Raw genomic sequence first — 26493 nt, 5'->3', positions numbered from 1 at the left:
AAGATGAAGAAAGATATGAAAAGTCTGCTAGGATATGGATTGGTCCTCACGATGCTTTTGAGCCAATCTTGTGAACAAAAGTCAGTGCAAACAGTCACAGTGGTAGACGAAACAGCCGTACTGTACGAGGGGCTAGAGTTTGATATGCCGAAAGTGCAGGCTCCTACTTTTGCTGATTATGAAGTAAGCATAGTTGATTTTGGAGCTGTGGGTGATGGACTCACCGAAAACAGTGCAGCCATCAACAAAGCAATCACGCAAGTTGCTGAGCATGGAGGAGGGCAAGTCACCATTCCTTTTGGGATTTGGCTCACGGGTCCTATTACCTTGCAGAGCAATGTCAATTTGCATACAGAGCGAGGGGCGTTGGTGCAATTTTCAGATGACTTTGATTTGTATCCTATTGTAGAGATCAGTTTTGAGGGATTGGAAACCTATCGTTGTTTGTCGCCCATCCATGGCAAGAACCTGACCAATGTGGCTATTACTGGACAAGGGGTATTTGATGGCGCAGGAGATTCGTGGCGACCTGTGAAGAAAAGCAAATTGACTGAGGCTCAGTGGAAAGAATTTGTTCGCAGAAAGGGTGTGTTGAGTGACGATGAACAGACTTGGTATCCTAGTGAAAAATCTAAAAAGGGCGATACGGCGGGTAACTTCAATGTGCCTGATTTGAATTCATTGGCTGAATTTGAGGAGGTAAAGGATTTTTTAAGACCTGTCATGGTCAGCATCATCAGCAGCGACAAAGTACTGTTGGACGGCCCTACTTTTCAAAATTCTCCCGCATGGAATCTACACCCACTCATGTGCGAAAATGTCATCTTGAGGAATTTGACCATTCGCAATCCCTGGTATTCACAAAATGGAGATGGTGTGGATCTGGAGTCATGCAAGAATGTCTTGATTTACAACAATTCATTTGATGTAGGAGATGATGCGATTTGCTTCAAATCTGGCAAAGATGAAGATGGGTTGAAAAGAGGCATTCCTACCGAAAATGTGATCGTCAGAGACAACATCGTCTATCATGGTCACGGTGGTTTTGTGATCGGCAGTGAAATGTCAGGTGGCGTCAAGAATGTCCAGGTATCTCACTGTACCTTCATAGGGACAGATTGTGGTCTGAGATTCAAAAGTACCAGAGGTCGCGGAGGGGTTGTCGAGGATATTTACATATCGGACATAGATATGATCAATGTAGGTGCAGAAGCCATTCGATTCAATTTGTTTTATGGTGGAGAATCTCCAGTAGCATCTGATGGCAGTGTTGGCAAAGAAATGGTAGCTAGTGACAAGGTAGAAGTCTCAGTCACAACCCCATCATTCAAGAATATCTATATCAGAGATGTACGATCTACTGGATCAGGTATTGCGGCGTATTTTCAGGGATTGCCTGAGATGAAATTGAAAAATATTCAGTTGGAGAATGTCATGCTGGAGGCGGAACGTGGGATTACACTCATCGATGCAGATGCGATTTCATTCAAAAATGTATCGATCAAACAAGAAAAGGGATCAGCCATTACGGCTTTCAATACGACAGGTTTGACGCTAGATGGCCTGTTGATAGAATCTGAATCAAAGGATTCTCCTATACAGGTATATGGCAAAGAAACCAGAAATTTTGTATTGAGTAACTCCTTGGTGACTGACAAAGATGTGTTGATTGGCAATGAAGTCGATTTGAAGACGATTGATGTGAATTGAAATGGAGTACGATCTAGTGAGAACTTGGATAGTAAAGATCTACAAGCATAGACGTGGACTTCTACGCATAGGAATAGTTCTGAATTTAGGAGTGTTTGAATAGTAACAGTAGTAGTGTTGTTTTTATATTTTAGTAATAAGTTTAGTCTCACTGTTTGGACAGTGGGACTTTTTTCGTTGTTGAGTCAATCGCTCTTGGCGCAGGATTTTCCTAGAGATACATCCTATACCACCCACAGTGCCTATCTCAAATACCAAAAAGAATATCCACAAATAGAGATAGTCAAAGCTAAAATGGACAGTTCCATCACTATTCAAAGAGATGTAGTTTATCACCATATTGGAGACAGAGCATTACACTTAGACCTGTATGCTCAAGCGATCTCGAAGGAGCGCAGACTTCCCCTCATCGTATTGATTCATGGTGGAGGTTGGGTCTCTGGTGATCGGTCGATGCTGGAGCCGATGGCGATGCGGATGGCTCATGAATCTTTTGCGACAGCTACTGTTGAGTACAGGTTATCACCAGAGGAACAATACCCCGCCGCGGTGCAGGACATCAAATTGGCTATCCGTTGGCTCAAATGGCATGCCGATGAACTGGGGATAGATAGTTCGCGAGTGGCGGTATTGGGGAGCTCGGCTGGTGGACAACTGGCTACATTGGTAGGGTACTCTGATGGATTTGCCAAGTTTGAGCTGGCCAACACGGATATACCAGCTAGTTCGAAAGTGCAAGCAGTCATAGATATTGATGGGATATTGGCTTTTCATCATCCCGAATCAAAAGAGGGCAAAGTGGCGGGATTGTGGATAGGAGGGACTTATGAGCAAGTCCCGACACTTTGGGAGGAAGCCTCTGCCTTGTCTCATGCTGGAGCAGGTGATCCTCCTACGTTGTTTATCAATAGTTCTTTTCCGCGTTTTCATGCGGGACAAGATGATGTGATCAAGATTTTTAATCATTATGACATTGATACAGAGGTATGTCAGATAGAAAATTCCCCTCACTCTTTTTGGCTTTTTGATCCTTGGTTTGAACGAACGGTTGATTCGGTATTGGTTTTTTTGAATCAGGTTTTTCCCTCAGAGAACGATAATGATGATTCGCGCAAGTGAATTGTTAATTATTGAATATCAGCGGTAGTCCGTTGCTGCTAGTTTTACCTTTCGTACTAGGAGATCAGTGCAAGCAAGAGAGATCATTTAGAAACATCAGCGATGACAAAGGATAGAAAGACATTTTTGAAGAACATCACATGGGCAGTAGTGGGGGCTTGTGTGGTATATGGTTGTGCATCACAAGGTGCACCAAGAGATAGAAGTATCACGCTAGCGTTGAGCAATCCACTAGCGACAGCCAGAGAAGAGGTGGTCACCGTATCAGTCCCAGAAGACATTGAGGTCAGAGGTAAGGTGCTCAAAACAGGTTTTTATCAATCAGGTCAGGGACAGATAGAGTGTGTGGACCTGGATGGCAATGGCTTGGTGGATCAACTGTATGCCTCCATCAAATTGGGTGCAAATGAATCGGTTTCATTTGATTTGCTCAAAGACTTGATTCCTATCACTGACCAATCACAGAAAAAAACACAAGCTGAACTATCTGTGATGAAAGGGGGGCAATGGAATGGTAGAAAATACGAAGGAGGAACTGGTTTTGTCAATGTGGATCATTTGAGGGTAGCAGATGAGCATACGGATCACTCTTTCGATATCCGATACGAGGGACCAGGATGGGAAAATGAGCAGATAGGCTATCGGTTTTATCTGGACTGGAGAAATGCAATGGATATTTTTGGAAAGAAAGTAGATACCCTGGTATTGCAGCAGGTAGGTCAGGATGGATTTGATTCCTACCACGAAGATTCTCCTTGGGGCATGGACGTGTTGAAAGCAGGAAAGACACTCGGTATCGGTTCGATTGGGCAGTTTGTAGCAGGCACGGTTGAGCATTTCGAGCAAACAGATTCGGTGCTATGTCACATCACGCTGAACGGAAACATTTCTTCAATCATAGATACTCGGTATTATGGATGGGCTACTTCTGTAGACAAGATGTACCTCGAATCTACACTTAAAATAGACACCAAAGACAGAGCGGTAGAGCATCAAATAAAATTGGATCAGATGGTGTCAGGTTTTTGTACGGGTTTGGTCAAAAAGCCAGATGTGGAAAAACTAGAGTCACTGGTGGAGGCAAATGGTTGGGCTTACATAGCTACCTATGGACAGCAGAGTTTGGCTGGGGACAACCTGGGATTGGCTATTGTATTCAATGCCAAGGATGTTGATTATGTGAAAGAAGCGGAGAAAGATCACGTCGTGGTATTCAAACCTACTACCGAAAAATTCAGCTACTACCTACTAGGAGCCTGGGAACAAGAAAAAAATGGTATCACGACCAAGGAGGCATTCAAGACCTACCTCAATGGCAAGGTCGAGCGTTTGAATAACCCTGTGATAGCTAAGGTGGTATGGTGACCTATAGGTTACAGTTGTTGGGCAGTCTCCGTTTTCTGAATGGAGATTGGTAAAAAGGAATCAAATGAGAAGACTAGCATACATTTTACTAGGTATAGCGATGGGATTTAGCGTCCACGCGCAAGAATATAGCTTGGGCAATTGCGTCAATGAACTGGACTTGGACAAGGCAGTAATCAAAGACAGTGGATACCAGTATTGGTTCATCGGCAAGGAGTTTTTGGATGGCCGCACGCTCAAGATGAGTGTTGTGAAACCAGATAAATCTACCCACCCACCACATCGCCATGAGGAGGACGAAATGTTTTATATCCTAGAAGGGAAGGCATCATTTTATCTAGATGGCAAAACCATCATAGTAGGCCCTCATACAAGTCTGTACTGTCCGTCTATGTCGGAGCATGGATTGAAAAACGTAGGTAAGCAAGAACTCAAATATCTGGTAATAAAAAAATATCAACAGAAATAATCTTGTGTCTAGACTGTTTGTTGATTTTGAGATTTAATATTAAAAGCATGAAATTCATTTACCCATTGTTAGTATTAGTTACTGTTTCTGTCACGCCCATTTTTGCCCAAACTCAAGGCGAGGACTTTCTCAACATGAGCTGGAAGGATGTTGCCACCAAGATGCCATCAGAATGGTATGGCACGGAGCAAGCCAAAGCTGTTGCGGAAAATGTGTTGATGGGACAGAGGGATATAGGAGGATGGCCCAAAAATCAATCTTATCACCATGTCCTTACCAAATCCGAAAGGGTACAAGTTCTAAATGACAAGACCAAAGTAGGAGCGACCTTTGACAATGGTGCCACCATTACCGAACTGAAATTCCTCGCTAAAGTCTACGCTCAATTCGAGGACGCACGTTATCACCAAGCATTTATGAGAGGGCTGGATTACATATTTGAGTCACAATATGACAATGGGGGCTGGCCTCAGTTTTATCCTGTCAGAGAAGGAAAAAGTGTTGCTTATTCGGCCTACATCACATACAACGATGATGCTATGGTTAGTGTCATGGCCTTTCTTTATGATATCGTCACAGGGCACTCATTATTCAAACCCTTGCAAATCCATGAAGACACCAAAGTCAAGGCTCAGGAAGCATTTGATCAAGGAGTCATGTGTATTTTGAATACACAAATAGTGATCAACGGTCAGGCTACTGTATGGTGTGCACAGCATGATCACGTCACCTTGGCACCTGCCAAGGCACGTGAGTATGAATTGCCGTCCTTTAGTGGTTCAGAATCAGTCGGTATCACGCGGTTGTTGATGGAGATAGATAATCCCTCCCAAGCAGTGATCACTGCTGTAAATGCGGCAATACATTGGTTTGAAACGCACAAGATAGAAGGGGTCAGGTTAGAAAAAGTTGTAGAAGAAGACGGGAGAAAGAATTTGCTAGCGATAGCAGACCCTGCAGCAACTCCTCTTTGGGCACGTTTTTATGATTTGGAGACAGAAGAGCCCTTCTTTTGTGATCGCGATGGAATCAAACGCGAGGCACTGTCAGATATCAGTTATGAGCGACGAAATGGCTATAGATGGTACGTAGATTCTCCAGTCAGATTGTTGAAGGAATACGCAGAGTGGAGTGCCAAATGGAACTAGTGGGATAGATAGAAAAATCAAAAAAGGGATCTTGATCCCTTTTTTGATTTTAGCTTATTGTACTTATTTTTTTGCTTTCCTGCCTTTCTTTTCAGGAGTCTTTTTCTCCAACTCTACACAGTCTTCGTAGGTCAGGCTTTCTGGTTCTTTGCCCTTGGGGATTTTGACATTTTTCTTTCCAAACTTGATATATGGCCCCCATCTTCCATTGAGAACTTGAACCTCTGGATTCTCATCAAAGGCTTTGATAAACTTCTCTGCGTCAGATTTTCTTTTGGCTAGGATCAAGTCAATAGCTTCATCAGCGGTGATCTGCAAAGGATCTACATCCTTGGGGATAGAAACAAATTTGCCATCGTGTCTGATATACGGGCCAAATCTTCCAATGGCAGCTGTCATCACTTTGTCTTCAAACTCTCCGACCTGTCTTGGCAATTTGAATAGCTCCAAAGCATCCTCTAGTGTGATGTTTTCTAGGAATTGTCCTTTTCTCAGACTAGCGTATTTTGGTTTTTCTGCCTCTTCATCCTCACTCAAGTCACCCATCTGTACCATTGCGCCAAACCGACCGAGTCTGGCATAAATAGGAAGTCCAGTTTTTGGATCAACACCTAGTTCACGAGTAGTGCCTATTTCAGATCTTTCGATTTGTTCGGTAGTTTCTACTTGTTTGTGAAAATCACCATAAAAGGAAGCGATCATGCCATTCCATGTCTTGGTTCCGTTGGAGATTTCATCAAATTCCTTTTCTACATTGGCGGTGAACGAATAATCGATGACATTAGGGAAGTGCTCAACCAGAAAGTCGTTGACGATCATCGCCGTGTTGGTAGGGAATAATTTGTTTTTTTCTGCGCCAGTGATTTCTGTTTGTGTCAGAGATTCTATTTTTCCATCGCTGAGGATGATTTCTCTGTAATTCCTCTCATGCCCTTCTCTTTCTTCCTTGACGACATAGTTTCTTTTTTGCACAGTAGAGATAGTCGGAGCGTAGGTCGATGGACGTCCGATACCCATTTCTTCTAGTTTCTTGACCAAACTAGCCTCTGTATATCTAGCAGGGTGTCTGGTAAAACCTTCTTTGGCTTTCAATTCCTTTAGATCCAAATCTTGCCCTACCGTCAGTGGAGGTAGCATTTCTTTTTGCTCGATTTCACCACTTTCGTCATCGTCAGATTCTACATATACCTTGAGGAATCCTTCGAATTTGATGACCTCACCTGATGCCCTGAGTTTCTCTGGACGTGTTGAGATACTGATGGTAGCGACGGTCTTTTCAATCTGTGCATCAGACATTTGCGAGGCTATGGCACGCTTCCATATCAGCTCGTACAGTCTTCGTTCACTGTCATCAGCGCCTGCACTGTGCAAGCCAAAGTTGGTTGGGCGGATTGCTTCGTGAGCTTCTTGTGCAGAAGTGCTCTTTGTCTTGTATTTTCTTGGAGTCGAAAAACTCTCCCCATAGCTAGATTTGATTTCTGCGATGGCGGCAGTCATGGCTTCCTCGGACAAGTTGAGTGAGTCAGTTCTCATGTATGAAATCTTACCTGCTTCGTATAGCTTTTGTGCTACACTCATGGTTCTGGATACCGAAAACCCCAATTTTCTACTTGCTTCTTGTTGTAGAGTAGAGGTAGTAAATGGCGGTGCAGGAGATTTTTTGCCTGGTTTTTTCTCCAAGTTTTCGATAGCGAATTTTGCGCCGACACATTCTTTGACGAATTGGTGCGCTTCTTCTTCTGTCTTGAACTTGGTAGGCAGCTCTGCTACGAGAGTCTTTTCTTGCTCCAGGGGAAAGGAGGCCGTGACTCTAAAGGACGACTCTGCATTGAACTTATCAATGTCGCGTTCTCTATCCACGACGAGTCGTACAGCTACAGATTGTACCCTACCGGCAGAGAGACCTGTTTTGATTTTTTTCCACAGAATGGGCGAAAGCTCAAAACCAACAAGTCTGTCCAAAACCCTTCTTGCTTGCTGCGCATTAACCAGATCAATGTCTATTCCTCTCGGATTGTTGATGGCTTGAGTGATGGCATTTTTGGTGATTTCTCTGAAAACAATCCGTTTGGTGTTTTCATCTTTTAATTTTAAAGTTTCTTTCAAATGCCATGAAATTGCTTCTCCTTCACGGTCATCATCACTCGCTAGATAGACAGTGGTGGCCTCTTTACTTAGTTTTTTGAGTTCTCTAATGACCTCCTTTTTGTCACTGGATACTTCGTAGGTGGGAGTGAAACCATTCTCTATATCAATGGCATTGTTGCCCTTTTGTAGATCCCGAACATGGCCATAGCTTGAACTAACCTTATATTCTTTGCCCAAATACCCCTCTATTGTTTTTGCTTTCGCAGGTGACTCAACTATGACTAGATTCATTTCGAAACGAATGGTTTTGTTAATAGGAAAGCGTCAAAGTTCCATAAAAAAAAATGATTTAAGCAAATACAAAAAATAGATTTCTAAATAAATTACCCACCTCAAGAGATAATGACCCAGATGAGTAAAGAACTTTTTTTGATTAGACATGCCGAAGCAGACGCCAATAATTTTGACATTCGGGATATCGATCGCTCACTTACCCCTGAGGGTGAGATCGTGGCTTCCAAAGTAGGAAGGTTCATGAAAATGAACGAGTACAAGCCTGAGGCTATCCTGGTCAGTAGCGCTTTGAGGACACGCCAAACTGCGGGATTTATGGTGGAGCAAATTGATTTTGATCCCAGCAAGATTCAGGAGATGGAAGAACTCTATGAAGCTTCTACCAGAATTCTCCTGAGAGTAGTCAATGAGATCAACCCAGCCTTGAAATCAGTTGCTATCGTAGCTCATAATCCTGCGATTAGTTTTTTGGCGGAGTACTTGACGGGAGACATCATTGGCAATGTGTCACCAGCAGGCATCATTCACTTGCGCTATGAGGGTGAGTGGTCGGCTTTCTCTCAAAATGTCGTCGAATTTGTCGCATACACTTCTCCAAAGGAAATAGAATAAATGCCAGAGAATATAAAGAATTACAATCCCAGTGCTCCAGGACTGAAGGGAACTATATTTGGTTTGCCTCATGGCAAAGAAGAGGCAGAAGTAGTCGTCTATCCTGTACCATGGGAAGCTACGGTTTCATACAATAGTGGTACGGCGTTTGGCCCGAGGGCTATTTTGGATGCTTCGGTACAGTTGGGATTGGATTTGCCTCACAGAGATTCACCGTGGAAGCGTGGGATATGGATGAGTCCCATGGACGGGAAAATAAAATCCAAGAGTGACATCCTCCGTACCCAGATAGAACCATACATCGCGTCGTTGACTACAGGACAGACCTATAATAATAGTGTAGAGCTGTTGGAAAAGGTCAATAAATCGACTGATTCACTCAGGCAACGAATCAAACAGGAAACCTTGGCATTGATTCAAGAAGGAAAATATGTAGGCGTGTTGGGTGGGGATCATAGTTGTGCATTGGGTTTTGTAGAAGCATTGGCAGAGACTCATCAGGATTTTGGTGTGTTGCAAATAGATGCTCACATGGATTTGCGGGAGGCTTACGAAGGGTTTCAGCACTCCCATGCTTCCGTGATGTTTAATGTAATGAAGCTAAAGGAGGTTACCCAATTGGTGCAAGTCGGAATTCGTGACTTTTGTGAGGAAGAGCTCGGCTATGTACATCAAAACGAGAATAGAATAACCGTATTTTATGATCAGGTCATCAAGCAGCGCAAGTTTGAAGGAGTACATTGGAAGACTGTATGTGAACAGATCATTGCTAAACTCCCACCTAAGGTGTACGTCAGTTTTGATATTGGAGGGCTGAATCCCTTGCTTTGTCCTGGGACAGGTGCTCCAGTACCTGGAGGATTGGATTACTCGGAGGCGGTGTACCTATTGCAGCAGGTCAAGGCATCTGGCCGGCAAATCATTGGTTTTGATTTGTGCGAAGTAGCTCCTCAACCTTACGATCAGCAGTGGAATGCCAACGTAGGAGCTCGTGTGTTGTATCAACTCTGCGGTCTAGTGGGTTGAGATAGCAGAATCTACTTCGTACTATTTAGTTCCTTTCTTTTCTAACGAAGCACTTTACTGAGATCTACTTAGAATGATACCTGTTGACCTGGCTCGTTAAACACAATTGCCTTTGGAAATTGTTGATTGATTTTTTCGACAGCACTTTTGTTGCCTTCTGATGGCAGGTGCATGCCTACGATTTTCTTGGGGGCAACATGCTTTTCGATGATTTCCTCTCCGAATAGGTTGGTCAAGAACCAAAACGGAACAATAGCAATGTCTATATCTTCATAGATCAATCGTAAATCATCAAAGTAGCTTACCTCCATTTGGGTATCGGCTATATGTAGCACCTTTTTATTTCCGATTTTGATCAAAAAAATCTGGTGCTCTACTTTGCCATAGGCCTTGCCAGCATGCCTAGTGTATGCACTGCTTACGACCACAGGTCCAATTGTACTCGATTTCCATCCATTGCTCCATGAGTTGGTTATAACTCTATTTGCTACGTTACCATATAAATCTGATTTGATTTGCATGCTATCGGCAGCTTGAGGGGTAGTTATGATCACTGCATTTTTGTTTTTGCTCAGGAAGTTGACATGACTAATGGGATCAAAATGATCAGGATGAGCATGTGTGATGAGATCAACAGATATGTTGTCATAAGGTTTGGTGCCAGCGATGATTTGAGAAACTACATCCGAACTAGGGGAGTCAAAACGCCCTGTAGGATCACTGAATAGACCATCTATAATTACTTTGGTGCCTTGATACTCGATAAGCATACCTTCATTGCCTAGGTATGTGACAGTTTGTGCTTGGATTGAAAGCGAACTCACTAACAACAAAGCAATAATCAGGATAGGATACTTAGAATACATAATGCTAATTTATGAGAGTTTTTGATAGATGAAAAGTAACAAATTGCATATTTTAATTTGTAATGAATCTAAATAAAAATTAGATTTGTCCTCAAATGCATATAATACATAGTTCACAACACGGGAAGGTAGTACAAGCAGATAAGGAAAACTGCTTCTATTTGATATATAAAGGGAGTGAATACAAAATGAACGTATGTTCGTTCATCGCATTTAAAAGTAAGTTGGATGCTTACAATTTGGAATCCATGTTACTATCTGATGCCAGTCAGAGTGACTTGGAGATTATTCCTCTTTGCAACAAAGAGCGTTTTTTGATCCTCACATTAGAAGAGATGATCGAAGTAAAGCACTTGGTACAAGGAGCCTTGGTTATGCTCGAACTCAATAGTATCGTTCACCAAAGAATCAACAGAGCGAGTTTCGCTTGATTGTTGCAGGTACATATTTTATTTTGCGTATGGTTTATATGAAAGGTTATTTGCTCAGAAATATTTTGAGAAAATAAATCTAGGCTTGGCTTTTGTTACGTAAGTGAAATAAGTCAGCAGGGTATAATGAATATGCAACTTTTTAAAAGAATGGGAATGATAGGGGTGCTTTCTCTTATCTTTTTCTTGATCATGTTTTTGTTTTGGAGCGAAGAATATAGCCATCTTCAAGCCAAGAATAGTGATGTTCACTATGATGTGAATAATTCCCCAATGATCAATCAGCTGGGCGTTCATATTCAAGAAAAACCTGTTTACATTCATTTTTTTGATCCCACCTGTAAGTATTCGCGAGTCAATATTGAGCATTTGAAAGGTTTGTTTCAATCGTACACCGAGCAGATAGATTTCTACTTGGTAGTGAGAGGCGGCTATGATGCCATTGATCAGGACTTGATTGCTAGATATGACCTGCCTCTATCCATGACAGTTGTGGTGGATGAAACTGGCGATTTATTTGCGCTCTGTGGGGTGAGTTCAACGCCTCGTGCTGTCATTTTCAATCCCAACAGTACATTGTTTTTTGAAGGCAACTACACCAATGGGTTCGCTTTTTGTGGCGCATCCAATATCAAAAGTTCAGCTCCCGCAGTAGCTTTACAATTCAAATCTAAAAATTATCAAGCACCTCTTAGTCCTGTAGTGTCAGGTTTTAGTTGTGCATTATCAATATAGACTTTCAACAACATAACCATTAAACTTTATGAATTCGGATATTTCATTAGCATTCGACCTAGTGACAAAAAAAACAGAAAAAACGATCATGTTCATCGTGACAGGGTTGTTCTTGTTTGGTGTGACTATTTCATTGCATTATGACACTTGGACCTTAGGCATTGGGGTAGGAGCACTCAGCCTTTTATTGGTTCTATTGACACGTGTTTTTTATTCTGGTAAGTTGATTTTTAGACTTGTGGCAGGTGCAGTCATGGCATTGTATATGTTGCAGTTCATTGCTCAATTGCACGGTTTGTTTGAGATGCACTTCTGGTTTTTTATTCTACCGATTATACTTATCTTTTTTCAAGACTGGAGAGTTTATATTCCTTTTGGATTGCTCGTTACGGTTCATCACGTGTTGATTTTTGCTTTGTATATGGGCGGGCAGGATCAGTATATGACTTATTTGTATGGTAATGTAGATGTGGCACTGTCTACCTTTTTGTATCATATGGGGTTGGCAGTATTGGGACTTTGTGTGAGTATTTGGGCAGCAGTCAAATTGAAGAGTGAAACTATCAGCAACCTTCAATCAAACCTAAACCTCAATGCACAGTTGGAAGAGATGAATCGCATGGCATTGGACGTCAAAAAAATAGCAGCTGAGATCACATCTAATAAAACCAGTACTGGGCAAGAAAAATCTACCAGCGAATTGTTAGCTACATTGGGAAGTGATTTTTCATTGGCAATCAATGGGTTAATAACAGAGACCAATGATGTAGTGACCCAGGCAGGTATGGAGGGTAATCTAGGTGCACGTATGTCCTTGGATGGCAAGGGAGGCAACTGGCGTATGATGGCAGAGTCTATCAACAACCTGATGGTGTCTATCTCAATCCCCGTGATGAAAGTCACACAGATTACCAAAGGAATGGCAGATGGAGATCTTTCTCACAGATATGATGTGGCAGCTCAAGGTGATATGAAAATGTTAGCCGATAATCTCAATCAGGCCTTGGACAATTTGTCAAGGTTGTTGACTCAGATATCCCTAGATATTGTTTCTCTCGAAGAGGAGTCAACAGGCATGCTTTCCTCTGGACAGGAGATGGAGGGATCCACCAATGAAATCGTGAGTGCCATCACTCAGATGAGTACGGGTGCTCAGCGTCAGCTCAACAGCATAGAAAATATTTCTAAAGTCCTAGAGGATACTTTGGCAACTGCCAAAGGATTGGAATCAAAAACCTTGGAAGTCATGGAGTCTGCCAAGATCGGGAGTACCAACAGTGAAAAAGGCAAGGAAATCGTCGCTCACGTTGTAAATGATATGGGTAAAATATCAGACTATTCTGTCAGTACCAAAGAATCCATCAAGGTACTCAACCAAAGGTCTATTGAAATATCAAGAGTACTGGGTGTGATTACGGATATTTCGTCGCAAACAAACCTACTGGCACTCAATGCCGCGATAGAAGCAGCTCAGGCAGGTGATGCAGGTAGAGGTTTTGCGGTGGTAGCCGAGGAGATCAGAAAACTGGCTGAGGGATCAAGAAAGTCCGCACAAGAGATTGAGCAATTGATCAGTGACGTGAAGCGTGATACTGAAAATGCCACCAAGATCATGGAAGAAATGAGTGTTAGTGTAGTCAGTGGAGTGAATTCTTCTCAGAAAACTGCCGAAGTGTTCAATCTGATAAGTGACAGTACCAAGATCTCATTCGATTTGTCTCAGCAAATATTGAATGATTCTAAAAATCAGGTGAAAAGCATGTCAGATGTGGTCAATGATGTCGAATCTATCGTGGTGATCGCGGAGCAAACTGCCGCTGGAACCGAGGAAGTGAGCAGTTCGGCGACTGAACTGTCTGCGGGCATGAACAATTACATCAAGACTTCTGCACATCTCAACAACATGGCCAATGAGTTGAAAAAGGGTGTGAGTAGGTTTAGACTAAATTGATCTTAGATGACTTAGATCAAATTAGACTCATTCCAAATTTGGGTTTTACGGAACTATTTAGCATAATATTAGTTTCATTTGTTACAAGATTACACGCAAACACATACAACGATGAAGGATTTATTAAGACAAAGAGTTGCTGTCCAGGACAGTCTCATCAAAAAACTTAACAATCAAATCAAGCTAGAGGCTCAAGCGTCGGCTGCCTACCTGTCCATGGCTGCATGGTGTGATCAACAATCATTTGACAACAGTGCTAAGTTCTTCTATGCACAAAGTGCTGAAGAAAGAACACACATGATGAAGTTGTTTCACTATGTCAGTGACATGGGAGGAATCGCGATTTCACCATCGATAGCGGCTTCTCAAAACGAATTTTCTTCGTTGAAGGAAGTATTTGAAGCAGCGTTAGAAAGCGAAATCAACGTAACAGAGTCTATCAACCAGATTGTAGCGGAGTGCCGCAAAATCAATGACTTTGCAACAGAGAACTTTATGCAGTGGTATGTCAAGGAGCAGATAGAGGAGGAGTTTGTGATACGAAGAATTCTCGACTACTTCGAGCTATTGGGAGAGGATCCAAAGTCACTGCTGATGATCGACGAAAGAATCAACTCTGTGAGTTATACGCAGGAATAAGAATAGAATATTAAGATAAAATACTAAAAGGGCTGTCTCAAGATCATGAGGCAGCCCTTTTTTGCTAGTAACATTACGATCTAGTCCCAGACATAACAAATGTCAAAATTCCCAACCAACATACAACTGCACTTGCTCATCATGAGATGATGTAGTAACCTGAAACAGGTGTTTCTGTGACTCATTTATCATAGTAGTAACCTCAGCCATGTCATTTGGAAACATGCATCTGCTATCATGATGGAGAGTATTTAGGATCCTTGTGTTCTTACTTATCTGACAAGTAAGAACACAAGGATAATAATTACTTCAAAAACAATTTCACCATGATTATTAAGACTAGAAACATCAAAATTACACCACTATTGTTGGTTGTAGCCCTCTTGCTATTTGGTATGGCATGTGATACACAAGAAGACAAAGAGATCTTGACAGAAGAAAAGGTGCAAGAGGACGACGTGCAAGACGATAATGAGGAAGAACCTATTGATGAAGAACCAGTTGAGGAAGAAGAATCAGAAGAAGAAGAGGAAGACAGTGAAGTCATCAGTAACCCAGATGATGATTTTTACCAAGGTACGAGAGCCAATTTTCCTCGTATCGTTGAGTACCCCACTGAGATGCCTCATAAAGACAAACTATACATCTTCTTTATGGCAGGTCAATCCAACATGGCAGGCCGAGGGCTTGTAGAACCCTCCGATACGATTCCCAACAATAGAATATTGTCGATAGACTCTACAGCAAGCTGGATATTGGCCAAAGAACCACTACACTGGTATGAACCAAAGTTTACGGGTTTGGATTGTGGAATGTCATTCGCTAGCACCTTGCTCAACTCACTGCCGTCGGATGTCACGGTAGCTGTCATCCCATGTGCAGTGGGTGGGAGCAATATCCACAACTGGCAAACCAATGCGGAACACAGAGGCGTATTCCTGCTTGACAACTTCAAAAGCAAAGTGGCCTTTGCCAAACAATACGGTACGATCAAAGGTGTGATCTGGCATCAAGGCGAAAGCAACACCAGCACATCGGCTGCTACTTACAAGACCAAGTTGACTGATGTGATTGATATTTTTAGAACTGAAATCGGAGACAATGAGCTGCCTTTCATTATGGGTGAACTCGGGCAATACACCTCCCCTCAGGACAAGCAGGACAAATGGGATACCTTTAATGACAACCTCCATTTGATCGCTAATGAAGACCCCAATCTTTCGGTTGTTTCCTCAGATGGTTTTACTGATATTGGGGATGGGACTCATTTGGATTCCAGATCGCTGCGAGAAATGGGAAAGAGGTATGCAGAGGAATACTTAGAGTTAACCCAATAAGAGGTATCGGAAGAGGGTAAGCAAAAAGACTATCTCATGATCTTGAGGTAGTCTTTTTGCTATTAGACTGAGTTCGATTCTTACAGAGGGCTCCTGATCCACAATAGGGCAAATTACAATGGCCTTGCTAAAAAATGCTGAAGAACTCTTCGAAATGACCCTTGAACGGATATTCAAAATCGAACTTAGGTTACTAGATAGAGCCTGTTGCTTGGGGGAATGTCTTTAACCCATACCGACGGTGAGGACTATATGCAGACAGCTTTACAATCACAAATGTAGTGTAGGGGCTGGTTTCGTTGAGATAGATGGAGATAGGATAGGTAATCAGAGTGAAGTATAGGTGAAACTAAAATGAAGGGGGCATGCAGTAGGCAGAAGATCAATGCCTTGGGTATTAATATCCATCTTTGAGGTGTTATAATAGTAGAATTTAAATTAGTTTTGGGTTTAGTAAATGCCTTGGATTTAGATGATTTCCGAGGCATTTTTTTGATTTCTAGAAACAGTACAAATGAAGACAGTAGACTTACAGGCAGCAGACAACATCAGAGCATTGGCCGTATCCATGGTGGAGAAGGCAAATTCCGGTCACCCAGGAGGCCCCATGGGAGGAGCCGATTTTATGCATATTTTATACTCCGAATTCATGAGATTCGATCCCGAAAACATGTCTTGGCATGCAAGAGATAGATTCTTTATGGATGCTGGACACTTGTCTTCGTTGATGTACGCACAGTACAGTTTGCTAGGAAAGTTCTCCATGGAAGACCTCTCCAACTTTCGTCAGTGGGGTTCGGTGACGCCAGGTCACCCAGAGGTGGACGTAGAGCGTGCGATCGAAAATACCTCAGGACCATTAGGTCAAGGTCATGCCATGGGCGTGGGAGCTGCCATTGCTGCCAAATTCCTTCAGGCCAAATTTGGCAACTGGATGGATCAAAAAATATATGGCTTCATCTCTGACGGTGGAGTCCAAGAAGAAATCTCTCAAGGAGCAGGCCGTATCGCGGGTCACTTGGGATTGAATAACTTCATCATGTTTTATGATAGCAACGACGTGCAGTTGTCGACCATGACTGACGAAGTGACTACCGAGGACACAGCCATGAAGTATGAGTCTTGGGGATGGAAAGTCGTGACAATCGATGGACACAACCATGACGAAATCAGAAAAGCACTGAAAGAAGCCAACGCAGAAACCGAAAAGCCATTTTTGATCATCGGCAAGACGATCATGGGCAAAGGTGCTGTGACGGCTACTGGCGAGATGTTCGAAGGACACTGTGAGCTACATGGTCAGCCTATCGGTCACACAGGTGCAGATTATGCAAAGACTTTGGAAAATCTAGGAGCAGATCCTAAAGATCCGTTCAAAATCTACCCTGATGTAGCAGCGCACTATGCGAAGGTATTGAAGGATAAAACAGCTGAAGCAAAAGAGTATTACGCTAAGGAAGCAGCCTGGAGAAAGGCAAATTCTGCTCTAGCTGCGAAGCTGGATCAGTTCTTCACGGGCAAATTGCCCGAAGGAATCGACTTCTCTGCCATCGCACAGAAAGTAGGTGTCGCTACCAGAGCTGCTGGTTCTGAAGTATTGGCTTACCTAGCGGACAAAGTAGAAAACATGATCGTGTCTTCTGCGGATTTGTCCAACTCTGACAAGACAGATGGTTTCTTGAAGAAAACCCGATCTATTCAGAAGAATGATTTTGGGGGTGCTTTCTTGCAATCAGGTGTGGCTGAGTTGACTATGGCAGCTATTGCCAACGGGATGGCACTGCACGGGGGGGTGATTCCAGTGGTGGGAACCTTCTTTGTGTTCTCTGACTACATGAAGCCAGCGATCAGATTGGGAGCGATCCAAGAGTTGCCTGTGAAGTACGTATGGACGCACGATGCGTTCAGAGTAGGAGAGGATGGACCGACTCACCAACCCATCGAGCAAGAAGCACAAATCAGATTGATGGAGAAAGTCCAAAATCACAGTCACAAAAATAGTTTTTTGGCATTGAGACCTGCTGATGCTGCAGAGACAACTGTCGCTTGGAAAATGGCTTTGGAAAACACGGAAGTGTCAACAGGTTTGATTCTATCAAGACAAAACATCAAGGATTTGCCAGCAGTAGGTGCTTCGAGATACGAAGATGCTTTGCAAGCAGAGAAGGGCGGTTACTTGGTGCAGAAAGTAGACAATCCAGACGTGGTTTTGATCGCCAACGGCTCTGAGGTAGCTACTTTGTTTGCTGGAGCAGCTTTGCTAGAGGAGAAGAAAGGCTTGAAAATCAATATTGCTTCGATTCCATCAGAAGGGCTATTCAGAAGCCAAGACAAAGCGTACCAAGAATCTGTCATCCCAACGGACAAGCCAATCTTTGGTATGACCGCTGGATTGCCTGTCAACCTAGAAGGACTTGCAGGACCCAATGGTAAAGTGTTTGGTTTGAATCACTTTGGATATTCTGCGCCTGCTGGAGTCTTGGATGAAAAATTCGGATTCACTGGAGAGAATGTTTACAAGCAAGTAGTAGAAATGCTCGGTTTATAAACCGTTTGTCATGCTGACAACAGAGGGTTGCCTGATCAGTTCGATTATGAGTAGCCCCTTTTGTCCAAATGACGTAAGACTTAGGAGAACTAAATTTAGACTATAAACAGAAATAGATATGCAATTTTTTATTGATACAGCAAATTTGGACCACATCAAAGAAGCCTACGACCTAGGTGTATTGGATGGAGTGACGACTAACCCATCTTTGATGGCCAAAGAAGGCATCACAGGTGAAGCAAACATCAGAGCGCATTACAAGAAAATCTGTGATATCGTAGATGACAAAGTAAGTGCGGAAGTAATCTCTACCGAATTTGATGCGATGCTCAAAGAAGGTTTGGAGCTAGCAGCGATCGATCCAAAGATCGTCGTGAAGATCCCAATGATCAAAGACGGTATCAAAACCATCAAAGCATTGAGCGACAAGGGTATCAGAACCAACTGTACACTGATCTTCAGCCCAGGACAAGCGATCCTAGCTGCTAAGGCTGGTGCGACTTATATCTCTCCATTCATCGGTAGATTGGATGATATCGGGTTTGACGGGATGAACTTGATCGAGCAGATCGTGCATATCTATGACAACTATGGTTTCGAAACAGAAATTTTGGCTGCCTCTGTACGTAACCCACTACACTTGATCAAGTGCGCTGAGGTAGGTGCTGACGTAGTGACTTGTCCATTGAGCGCAATTATCGGCTTGTTGAAACACCCATTGACTGACAGTGGATTGGCTACTTTCCTAGCGGATTACGCCAAAGGAAACAAGTAAGACCGCTTTCGGTTCTAGAAATATCAAAAGGGATGTATCACAGATGCATCCCTTTTTTGTGGGTGCCTACACAAGCAAAATCCACTCAACCGATGACTTAGTCAACCTTGCGCAAGGTGGACCTCCTTGTTGCGCAAGGTCGACCCTCATGTTGCGCAACATGGGAGTCGAAGTAGCGGATGGTCAGGAAAACTGCTCCTTTACCACCCAAATCACCTCCCAAGATTTGGGTATATTGCTATGAATAGTGTAACAAAGCATTCAACTTTTGGTGAGATATAAGGTGGAGGTGTTAGTTTTGGTAAGAAGCATGAGTGATAAAAGCTATCTTATCGACAAATTAAAAAACTTAGATTTACCCATGCCATAAGGCAAGTATGCGGAACTTTTGTCCGCATACTCAAATGTTGTGTTTCATTCGGGAAAAGCCAATCACACAAATAGCACATTTGGTTTTTGCCAGCACTAAACCCAACGCAGAAATACCAAAAGAGCTATTTTTTAGCCAACGCTACGAAAGATAAAAAATGACTAAACAAATTGACTTAATCGGAAACCACCCAAACGTAGAGCATCCTCTCGGAGCCTGGTTAAACGCAAATGACATTCCTGTTACAGCAACTAAGTGTCATAGAGAATTAACTGAGAGAAATGATGATGATGATGATTTGATTTTATGGATGGCACATAAATTAATAAGTCACCACTACTCGAACTTTCGGTTAGAACAACTGAAGAAAAAATATGTGGAATTAGGGTTTGAAAAATATGCTGAACAAAATAGAAAATTACCAATTGCAGACAAAGTAAAAAAAGGGAATGCAACAGAAATTATTCTTACCGAATACATACAAAGCACATTAAATCGTGAATTGATTAAAGTTTTTAAACTTAAGTACAACCCAAATGTAGATCAAGCTATTAAAGGAGATGATACATTAATGGTTGACTTCTTTGAACAAGAGAGTGGAAACGATTTAAAAATTTATTTAGGGGAATCCAAATTTAGAACTACTCCTTCAAAAGAAGCAGTTAACGAGATTTCGTCTTCATTAGAGAAAGAAAAAATGCCATTATCTTATTCTTTTTTAGTTGAGGAAATTGCCAAAAGCAATGAAGAATTAGCTTTAAAATTAGATGATTTTATTGTGCAAGACATTAAGGATAAGGGACAACTGATTTATACAGGTCTACTATTAAGTAACCAAAATACATCAGCTAATGTTGAGAGAAATCTAAATAATGATAATCCTGAACTGATTTTTATATCCATTGGAATTCAGGAACCCGCAAATTTCATCAACCTTGCCTTTGAAAAAGCAAACGAATTAATGGCTAATCCTTCTGCTTTATGACGTTTGACCAAATTCAAGAAAAATTAGATAAAGTTGAAAAAGATACAACACTTCAAAATCTAATTGCTCAAGCAAATGCTAGATATATTCTTTACAATACATCTGAAAGTATTGATAACTTTCCAAACTATACAATTAAGGATGAGAAGCTAAATCTATTAGCATTTCACTATCTAAATCTAGGATGTAGATTTATTGAAAACGAGCATTTAAAAGAAGGTGTTTTTCCTTTGGAAAAAGGAGCTTCAATATTAGAAAATGTTCACGGGTCACCAGAAGTAAAAACCAAATTGGGTAATTACTATGGTCTTATTTCTGCTCTATCTTACTACGTCTGTTTTCAATATTCAAAAGCATTTATTCTTATAAAGAAGATTGAAAATGATACCGTTATTTCAAAAATAGTTTCTTTTTTTCTAGGTCGAAATTACCATCAGCTCCTAGAAACAATAAATAATATGATGGTAGATGACATTTATTTAGATGAAAATCTATCTAAAAATGATGATGAATTAGAATCCAGTAAAAACATCTATGAAATCACTATTGCAAGATCCTTAAACAATTTTATCAAATACTTCTATACTGGAGATAAACATCTTTTAGAATTAGCTAAATCTAATCTTCAAAGTTTAAAAGAGATAGCTGAAATCAAAAATGAACCTGATATTTGGTGGGTTATCAGATTGTTAATAATAATAACAGATGGTATTTCACAAGCTTCTTTATGGAATTCACTTGAAGCACATTTTGATACTAGTATTGGACTTCCACGTAATTATATTCAATCATTAACATATAAAAAGTATGGAGGAATTTATGAATTATTCATAACTCAGCGGAATTCATTGCCTAAAGTACTAAATGCAGAAAATACAGGGTGTGTTGTAAGTATTCCCACAAGTAGCGGAAAAACAAGAATTGCAGAAATTGCAATATTGGACTGTATTACAAAAAACGAAGGAAGTAAAGTATTATATATCGCTCCATTTAGATCGTTGGCTTATGAAATTGAAAACTCACTGGACGAAATATTTCATAGTATCGGGATTTCAGTATCACATCTTTATGGTGGAAGCTTGTTTAGTAAACTTGACGAGAAAGTAATAGATGAATCTGATGTAATCATAGCAACACCTGAAAAAGCAAAAGCAATGCTACGGGGAAATAATGAAATCCTAAATCAAATAAAACTTGTTGTTATAGATGAAGGTCATCTACTTGGGGCTAATAAACGACTAATTGTAAATGAAATATTTTACGAAGAATTAAGATACTTTATAAAGCAGAATGATGGTAGCTTTTTGATTCTATCAGCAGTTCTTCCTAATGCAGAAGATTTAGCCCTATGGCTCACTAACTCGAGCGAAAACGTATTTAAAGAAAATTGGAGACCATCAGATGAAAGACTTGGTGTTCTTCAGTGGAATGGTGATTCTGTCGACTTAAATTGGAGAAGTACTGATACAGAAAGAAATTCTTTTAATCCAAAGTTTATTCTTAGTAAAGAACAACCACTAATAGGAAGGCAAACGAGAATACGACATTTTCCTGAGACTAAAAATCAAGCAATAGCTAGTACATCCTATAAACTAAGAACCTTCGGACCTGTCTTAATCTTTGTAGGCTTGAAAGCTTCAGTTTTTGTAATGGCAAGAGAGTATGATAAATGTCTTATTGAGGAAGATGATTTTATATTCAAAAATCAAAATGATTGGAGAGCATTTGAATTAGCCTGTATTGAGTCTTATGGAGAGGACTCTGAATGGTTGTATTTTGCTAGAAAAGGGATTTTATGTCATAATGGAGATCTTTTGTCTGATGTTAGACTGCCACTAGAGAGACTAATGAATAAAGAAAAACCTAGAGTTATAATTGCGACATCCACTTTGGGCCAAGGCGTTAATTTAGGAATTTCAACTGTGATTTTTTCAACTTTATATCAAGCTGGCGATCCCATTACCTCAAGAGATTTTTGGAACATTGCAGGAAGAGCAGGCAGAGCATTTGTAGACCACGAAGGAAAAATTTTAGTAGCACTAGATACAGTAGGTAAAACAAGTAGAAAAATTACACGAGAACGAAACCTAATATTTGACTACTTCGATAAAGAAAAAATTGATAAAGCTCAAAGCGGTTGTTTGAAACTAATTAAAGTTTTCAAGTCCCTAGCTGATTCTAATGGTATATCATTCGAGCAATTATTGGAATTAATAGCTGATAATAATATATCTGCAATACACGAGGACTCAGAAGATATTGATAACATACTTGATTGGATTGATGATGGATTACTATCATTACACAACATAAATAGTACAGATAATAACTTCGACTGGACTGATGACTATTTTAGAAATTCACTAGCTTATATTCAAGCTGAACAATCTGAGGAAATTACAGGAAAAGAAGTAATTCAATTTTTAAAAGCTAGAACAAAGGGAATAATAACCAAAGTAGGTGACGACAGAGAAAAATGGAATTCAATAATCAAATCTGGAATACCACTAAATAGCGACTTGCAAATTGAGGACAAATTAGACTTGCTAATAAAGATTATTCAAGAACATTTATCAAATGAAATAAACATTGATACAAAAATCAAGCTACTAAAAGACATTGAAAACGAAATCAATGATATCAATGTTTTGTCTGATGAATTTATTGAAAGTGCAAACCAAGATGAAATAAGAGAAAGATGGCTAAAGGCAATTCCTTTGTCAGAAATCGCCCCACTAGACCAAGCAACAAGTATTGTTACAAAATATTATTCTTATAGTCTTCCCTGGGTTTTAAATGGAATCTCAAAAAAATTAAAAAACAAAGAGCTTGTTGAAGAAGCAGAAACTATAGAGGAATTATCCATTTTAGTTGAACTTGGTTTACCAAATTTAGTAAGTGTGAAGATTTATCAATCAGGCATTAGGTCAAGATCATCCGCTAACGAAATTAGTGGATTATATGATGATGAATTATGGGATAAAAGCATCAAATTCTACAAAAATGATTTAATTAGAAATATTGAGGAATATCAAGCTTTATTATCTCCAGATGCTCACCAATGGCTTGTATTATTATCGAAATTCTCTAAAAGAGAAACTACTATTTTAAAACCAATATCCAATTTTACATTTGGTGACAACCATAAGCTTACTAACAGGTTGGCCGCAAAAAAAATTAATGGAAAACAATATTTAATAAGCCCTGACTTTAAAGTAATTGAAGAAATTAGTGAAGCAGATATAGATTTCTCTTCGGTTAATGATGTAATTGGAGTCTATTTTGATTATGATGAAGATGATGAGGTTTGGAAAATGATTAATCTAAATCCATATTTAACATTTAAGAAATGAGCCTAATGCTAAAAGCCATACACATTTACAATTCGCTAAAGCCAACACACAAGCCAAAAATTGCAAAAGAGTATGTCTTTGCCAACGCAATAAACAAAACGAAAAATAAAAAACGAAAACACAACAATATGTATAGTGCATAGCACCCTGCGGGATGCTACGACACCATACACGGAACGTTAGATTCAAAAAGTCTCGTTGAAATGAATAAGAATAATTTTCTCCTATTTGTATTGCTGTTACTTACAAATAGTTTGTTTTCGCAAGAAAATAAAATACCAGATTATTCCATTGTTGAGAAACAGCTAACAATAAATGGGACTAAAGCAATGGTACCGCATTTTGTGCCTAAAAATGGTGATCTGAATTTCTTTGATAGAGTCAACAATAAAATACTTACTTACTATGAATTAGTACCCAAATTTGATGAGGGCATAACTTTTGATGAATACGCTCAAAAAGTAGCGAAAAAGTATTTTGAAGATGATAGTTGTGGAGGGTGCGATAAGGAAGCCTTTTTTAACATTAAATACTCGTTAAACTTAAATCACTACCACTTAGCGTTAACCCTAGAAGGGGACTATCTAGAGTGTATCTATGATCAACCTCAATATTACAATGGAGTAACTTATAGAAGTGTTACTCACAACCTTGATATTCGAGATTGAAGCACTATCCAAAGACCTGAGTTTGATTTTTACAAGATACTCTCTAAGGAAGGGATATTGGGTTTTATAGACAAATTTTGGATTCCTCAAACTCAAAAGAAATGGACTGATTTAGAAAACTGTTTAGGACATGAGATTAATATGACTTCATTTTTCAAAGTGACATCCTTTAACTTCACCTCAAACGGAAGTGCTGTAGTATCAGGCTGGGAGGATATGTCTTTCCCAAGAGCTATCAGAGGCTGTGAAGATTATGGGCATTGTCAAATCCCCAAGAGTGAACTTTGGAGTTATATGAATGAAGTTGGCAGAAAATTGTATTCAGTCAGATTGAATGAAAAAGATCCTTCTGTTGTCTTGGATACAGAACTTAGATTGTATTCAGAACTACCCCGCAGATTTGTGATTATTGCTGCAATTGATGGTAAATATCCTTGTAAAATGGTTTTAGATATTGAAGGTAATTCGGTTGTTAACGGTTTATATTACTATGATAGTAAAAAAGAATACATTCAACTCCACGGGAAATTGTCAAATAATTCAGGTTTGATATCTGAACTCCACAATGGGAATACTACTGGATTTCTAAAAATAGATTTGAATACGAAGGACAAAGTAATAAAATGGTACTCACCTGATAGAACAAAGAATCTCAATGTTGAAGTCATAGATGTAATATTCTAAAATGCATCTAACAAACGCCCACAGACGAGGACGATTGGGTCCTGCTATATCTTAGTTTTGGCTATTTAGCATCCGAAAGATTATCTTCACTAAAACGCCCGTTTGTAAGCTTCCCCAAAAACAGGACAGTTTAAAAATGAATAGATTTAAACTGTAGAAATGAAGAAGAGTACATTTAGTCCCCAGCAAATCGTTAAGATTCTCAAGGAATTTGAACAAGGTAAATCGGCACAAGAGGTATGCCGCCATCATGGTATAAGCCAAGGCACGCTATATAATTGGCGCAAGAAGTATGGCGGCATGGAAGCCTCAGACCTGAAGCGTTTGAAGGCTCTGGAGGAGGAGAATGCCAAACTAAAGCGTATGTATGCTGAGCTGGCATTGGATCACCAGATGGCCAAAGAGATCATAGAAAAAAAGCTCTAAAGCCCTGTGATAAGCGTAGGATTAGTAAAGAGCTGCCTAAATACGGTATCAACAGGGCGTGCCGTGTAATGGATGTGTCTAGGTCGGTGATGTATTATAAACCCCAAAAGGATGACACCCCGATTGAAGTGGCTTTGAATGATAAGGCTGCACAATTTCCCAGAGAAGGTTTTTGGAAGGCTTATGGCCGCCTTAGACTAGAGGGCAAGCATTGGAATCATAAAAGGGTATATAGGGTTTACAAAGCTCTGGGGCTATCCTTAAGGGTCAAGAAGAAGAAACGTCTCCCCGCTAGGTCCAAGCAGCATCTTGAGGCTCCGAATCACCTTAATCATACATGGTCAATAGACTTTATGCAGGATAGATTGGTAAATGGTCGAAAAATCAGAAGTTTCAACGTAATGGATGATGCAAACAGAGAGGCATTGCATATAGAAGTAGATTTTTCACTAAAAAGCAGTCGAGTGATCTGGGTACTGAACCACCTGATCAATAGGAGAGGAAAACCAAAGCGCATCAGGATGGATAATGGGCCAGAATTCATAGCCTTAATGACCCAAACATGGAGTTATGCGCAAGAAATTGAGTTTTGTTACATCCAACCAGGCAAGCCCACGCAGAATGCTTACATCGAAAGGTTCAATGGCTCTCTGCGCCGGGGCGTGTTTGATGCGTTTGTATTTGAGCACATCGACCAGGCCAGAGAAGAAGTAGATAAGTGGATGGAAGATTACAATAACCATCGCCCGCATGATAGCCTTGGTAGGATTACTCCAAAAATGTTCGGAGAAAACCTTCAGAGAGTCCAAGAGGGTACCCTCTTGGACTCTCTGAAGGTTGAAGTATTAGACAATAATTATAAATTACAGCTGTCCTAAAAATGGGAAGCTTACA

General features: G+C 40.6%; 22 protein-coding genes. 20 read left to right on the top strand and 2 right to left on the bottom strand.

The window, feature by feature from the left end; translation table 11 throughout:
• The first annotated feature begins 3 nt into the window (after positions 1–3).
• The 5 genes from N6H18_RS00110 (at position 4) to pelA (ending at position 5811) form a co-directional block, all read left to right on the top strand.
• The gene (locus tag N6H18_RS00110; protein WP_262309813.1) at positions 4–1710 is read left to right on the top strand and encodes a glycoside hydrolase family 28 protein; all 1707 of its coding nucleotides are present in this window, start codon (positions 4–6) and stop codon (positions 1708–1710) included.
• A gap of 162 nt (positions 1711–1872) precedes the next feature.
• Positions 1873–2829: an alpha/beta hydrolase gene (locus N6H18_RS00105; RefSeq protein WP_262309812.1), complete on the top strand. Its 957-nt coding sequence runs from the start codon at positions 1873–1875 to the stop codon at positions 2827–2829.
• Between the two features lie 102 nt (positions 2830–2931).
• Positions 2932–4194, top strand: coding sequence for a DUF4861 domain-containing protein (locus N6H18_RS00100; protein WP_262309811.1), 1263 nt, complete (start codon positions 2932–2934; stop codon positions 4192–4194).
• Between the two features lie 64 nt (positions 4195–4258).
• Entirely contained in the window at positions 4259–4663 is a 405-nt protein-coding gene (locus N6H18_RS00095; protein ID WP_262309810.1) for a cupin domain-containing protein, read from the top strand.
• Positions 4664–4710: 47 nt separating this feature from the next.
• A complete protein-coding gene (pelA, locus tag N6H18_RS00090) occupies positions 4711–5811 on the top strand; it encodes a pectate lyase (protein WP_262309809.1) in 1101 nt (366 codons plus the stop codon).
• Between the two features lie 63 nt (positions 5812–5874).
• On the opposite strand, the gene topA is transcribed toward pelA, so the two are convergent.
• Positions 5875–8190: a type I DNA topoisomerase gene (gene topA / locus N6H18_RS00085; protein ID WP_262309808.1), complete on the bottom strand. Its 2316-nt coding sequence runs from the start codon at positions 8188–8190 to the stop codon at positions 5875–5877.
• Between the two features lie 120 nt (positions 8191–8310).
• Between topA and N6H18_RS00080 the strand changes: the two genes are divergently transcribed.
• Positions 8311–8805, top strand: coding sequence for a SixA phosphatase family protein (locus N6H18_RS00080; protein WP_262309807.1), 495 nt, complete (start codon positions 8311–8313; stop codon positions 8803–8805).
• Positions 8806–9831, top strand: coding sequence for an agmatinase family protein (locus N6H18_RS00075; RefSeq protein WP_262309806.1), 1026 nt, complete (start codon positions 8806–8808; stop codon positions 9829–9831).
• 68 nt (positions 9832–9899) lie between these two features.
• On the opposite strand, the gene N6H18_RS00070 is transcribed toward N6H18_RS00075, so the two are convergent.
• Positions 9900–10697 carry an MBL fold metallo-hydrolase gene (locus N6H18_RS00070; RefSeq protein ID WP_262309805.1) on the bottom strand — a complete coding sequence of 266 codons (798 nt, stop codon included), beginning with the start codon at positions 10695–10697 and terminating at the stop codon, positions 9900–9902.
• 95 nt (positions 10698–10792) lie between these two features.
• Here N6H18_RS00070 and N6H18_RS00065 point away from each other — a divergent pair, with 95 nt between their 5' ends.
• From N6H18_RS00065 to N6H18_RS00005, 13 genes are all read left to right on the top strand, one after another.
• Positions 10793–11128, top strand: a complete 336-nt coding sequence (locus N6H18_RS00065; protein WP_262309804.1) for a hypothetical protein — start codon at positions 10793–10795, stop codon at positions 11126–11128.
• A 150-nt stretch (positions 11129–11278) separates the two neighbouring features.
• Entirely contained in the window at positions 11279–11863 is a 585-nt protein-coding gene (locus N6H18_RS00060; RefSeq protein ID WP_262309803.1) for a TlpA family protein disulfide reductase, read from the top strand.
• 28 nt (positions 11864–11891) lie between these two features.
• Complete coding sequence (locus tag N6H18_RS00055; RefSeq protein WP_262309802.1) at positions 11892–13814, top strand: methyl-accepting chemotaxis protein; 1923 nt, start codon at positions 11892–11894, stop codon at positions 13812–13814.
• A 111-nt stretch (positions 13815–13925) separates the two neighbouring features.
• Positions 13926–14453: a ferritin gene (locus N6H18_RS00050; RefSeq protein ID WP_262309801.1), complete on the top strand. Its 528-nt coding sequence runs from the start codon at positions 13926–13928 to the stop codon at positions 14451–14453.
• 326 nt (positions 14454–14779) lie between these two features.
• Positions 14780–15790: a sialate O-acetylesterase gene (locus N6H18_RS00045; protein ID WP_262309800.1), complete on the top strand. Its 1011-nt coding sequence runs from the start codon at positions 14780–14782 to the stop codon at positions 15788–15790.
• A gap of 514 nt (positions 15791–16304) precedes the next feature.
• Complete coding sequence (locus N6H18_RS00040; protein ID WP_262309799.1) at positions 16305–18338, top strand: transketolase family protein; 2034 nt, start codon at positions 16305–16307, stop codon at positions 18336–18338.
• Positions 18339–18456: 118 nt separating this feature from the next.
• Entirely contained in the window at positions 18457–19113 is a 657-nt protein-coding gene (gene fsa / locus N6H18_RS00035) for a fructose-6-phosphate aldolase (RefSeq protein WP_262309798.1), read from the top strand.
• 43 nt (positions 19114–19156) lie between these two features.
• Positions 19157–19357, top strand: a complete 201-nt coding sequence (locus tag N6H18_RS00030; protein ID WP_262309797.1) for a hypothetical protein — start codon at positions 19157–19159, stop codon at positions 19355–19357.
• A gap of 283 nt (positions 19358–19640) precedes the next feature.
• Positions 19641–20468, top strand: coding sequence for a DUF1837 domain-containing protein (locus N6H18_RS00025; protein ID WP_262309796.1), 828 nt, complete (start codon positions 19641–19643; stop codon positions 20466–20468).
• A complete protein-coding gene (locus N6H18_RS00020; RefSeq protein ID WP_262309795.1) occupies positions 20465–23821 on the top strand; it encodes a DEAD/DEAH box helicase in 3357 nt (1118 codons plus the stop codon). Before N6H18_RS00025 ends, N6H18_RS00020 begins: the two co-directional genes overlap by 4 nt.
• A gap of 203 nt (positions 23822–24024) precedes the next feature.
• Positions 24025–24489, top strand: coding sequence for a hypothetical protein (locus N6H18_RS00015; RefSeq protein ID WP_262309794.1), 465 nt, complete (start codon positions 24025–24027; stop codon positions 24487–24489).
• A 57-nt stretch (positions 24490–24546) separates the two neighbouring features.
• Positions 24547–25173: a hypothetical protein gene (locus tag N6H18_RS00010; protein ID WP_262309793.1), complete on the top strand. Its 627-nt coding sequence runs from the start codon at positions 24547–24549 to the stop codon at positions 25171–25173.
• A gap of 159 nt (positions 25174–25332) precedes the next feature.
• A protein-coding gene (locus N6H18_RS00005; protein WP_262308022.1) for an IS3 family transposase occupies positions 25333–26477 on the top strand; the annotation gives its coding sequence in 2 pieces (ribosomal slippage) (positions 25333–25594 and positions 25594–26477; 1146 coding nt in all).
• The last annotated feature ends 16 nt before the right edge of the window (positions 26478–26493 follow it).

This window comes from Reichenbachiella agarivorans, assembly GCF_025502585.1.
Lineage (GTDB): Bacteria > Bacteroidota > Bacteroidia > Cytophagales > Cyclobacteriaceae > Reichenbachiella > Reichenbachiella agarivorans.
This window is presented reverse-complemented; position numbering and strand designations above follow the sequence as displayed.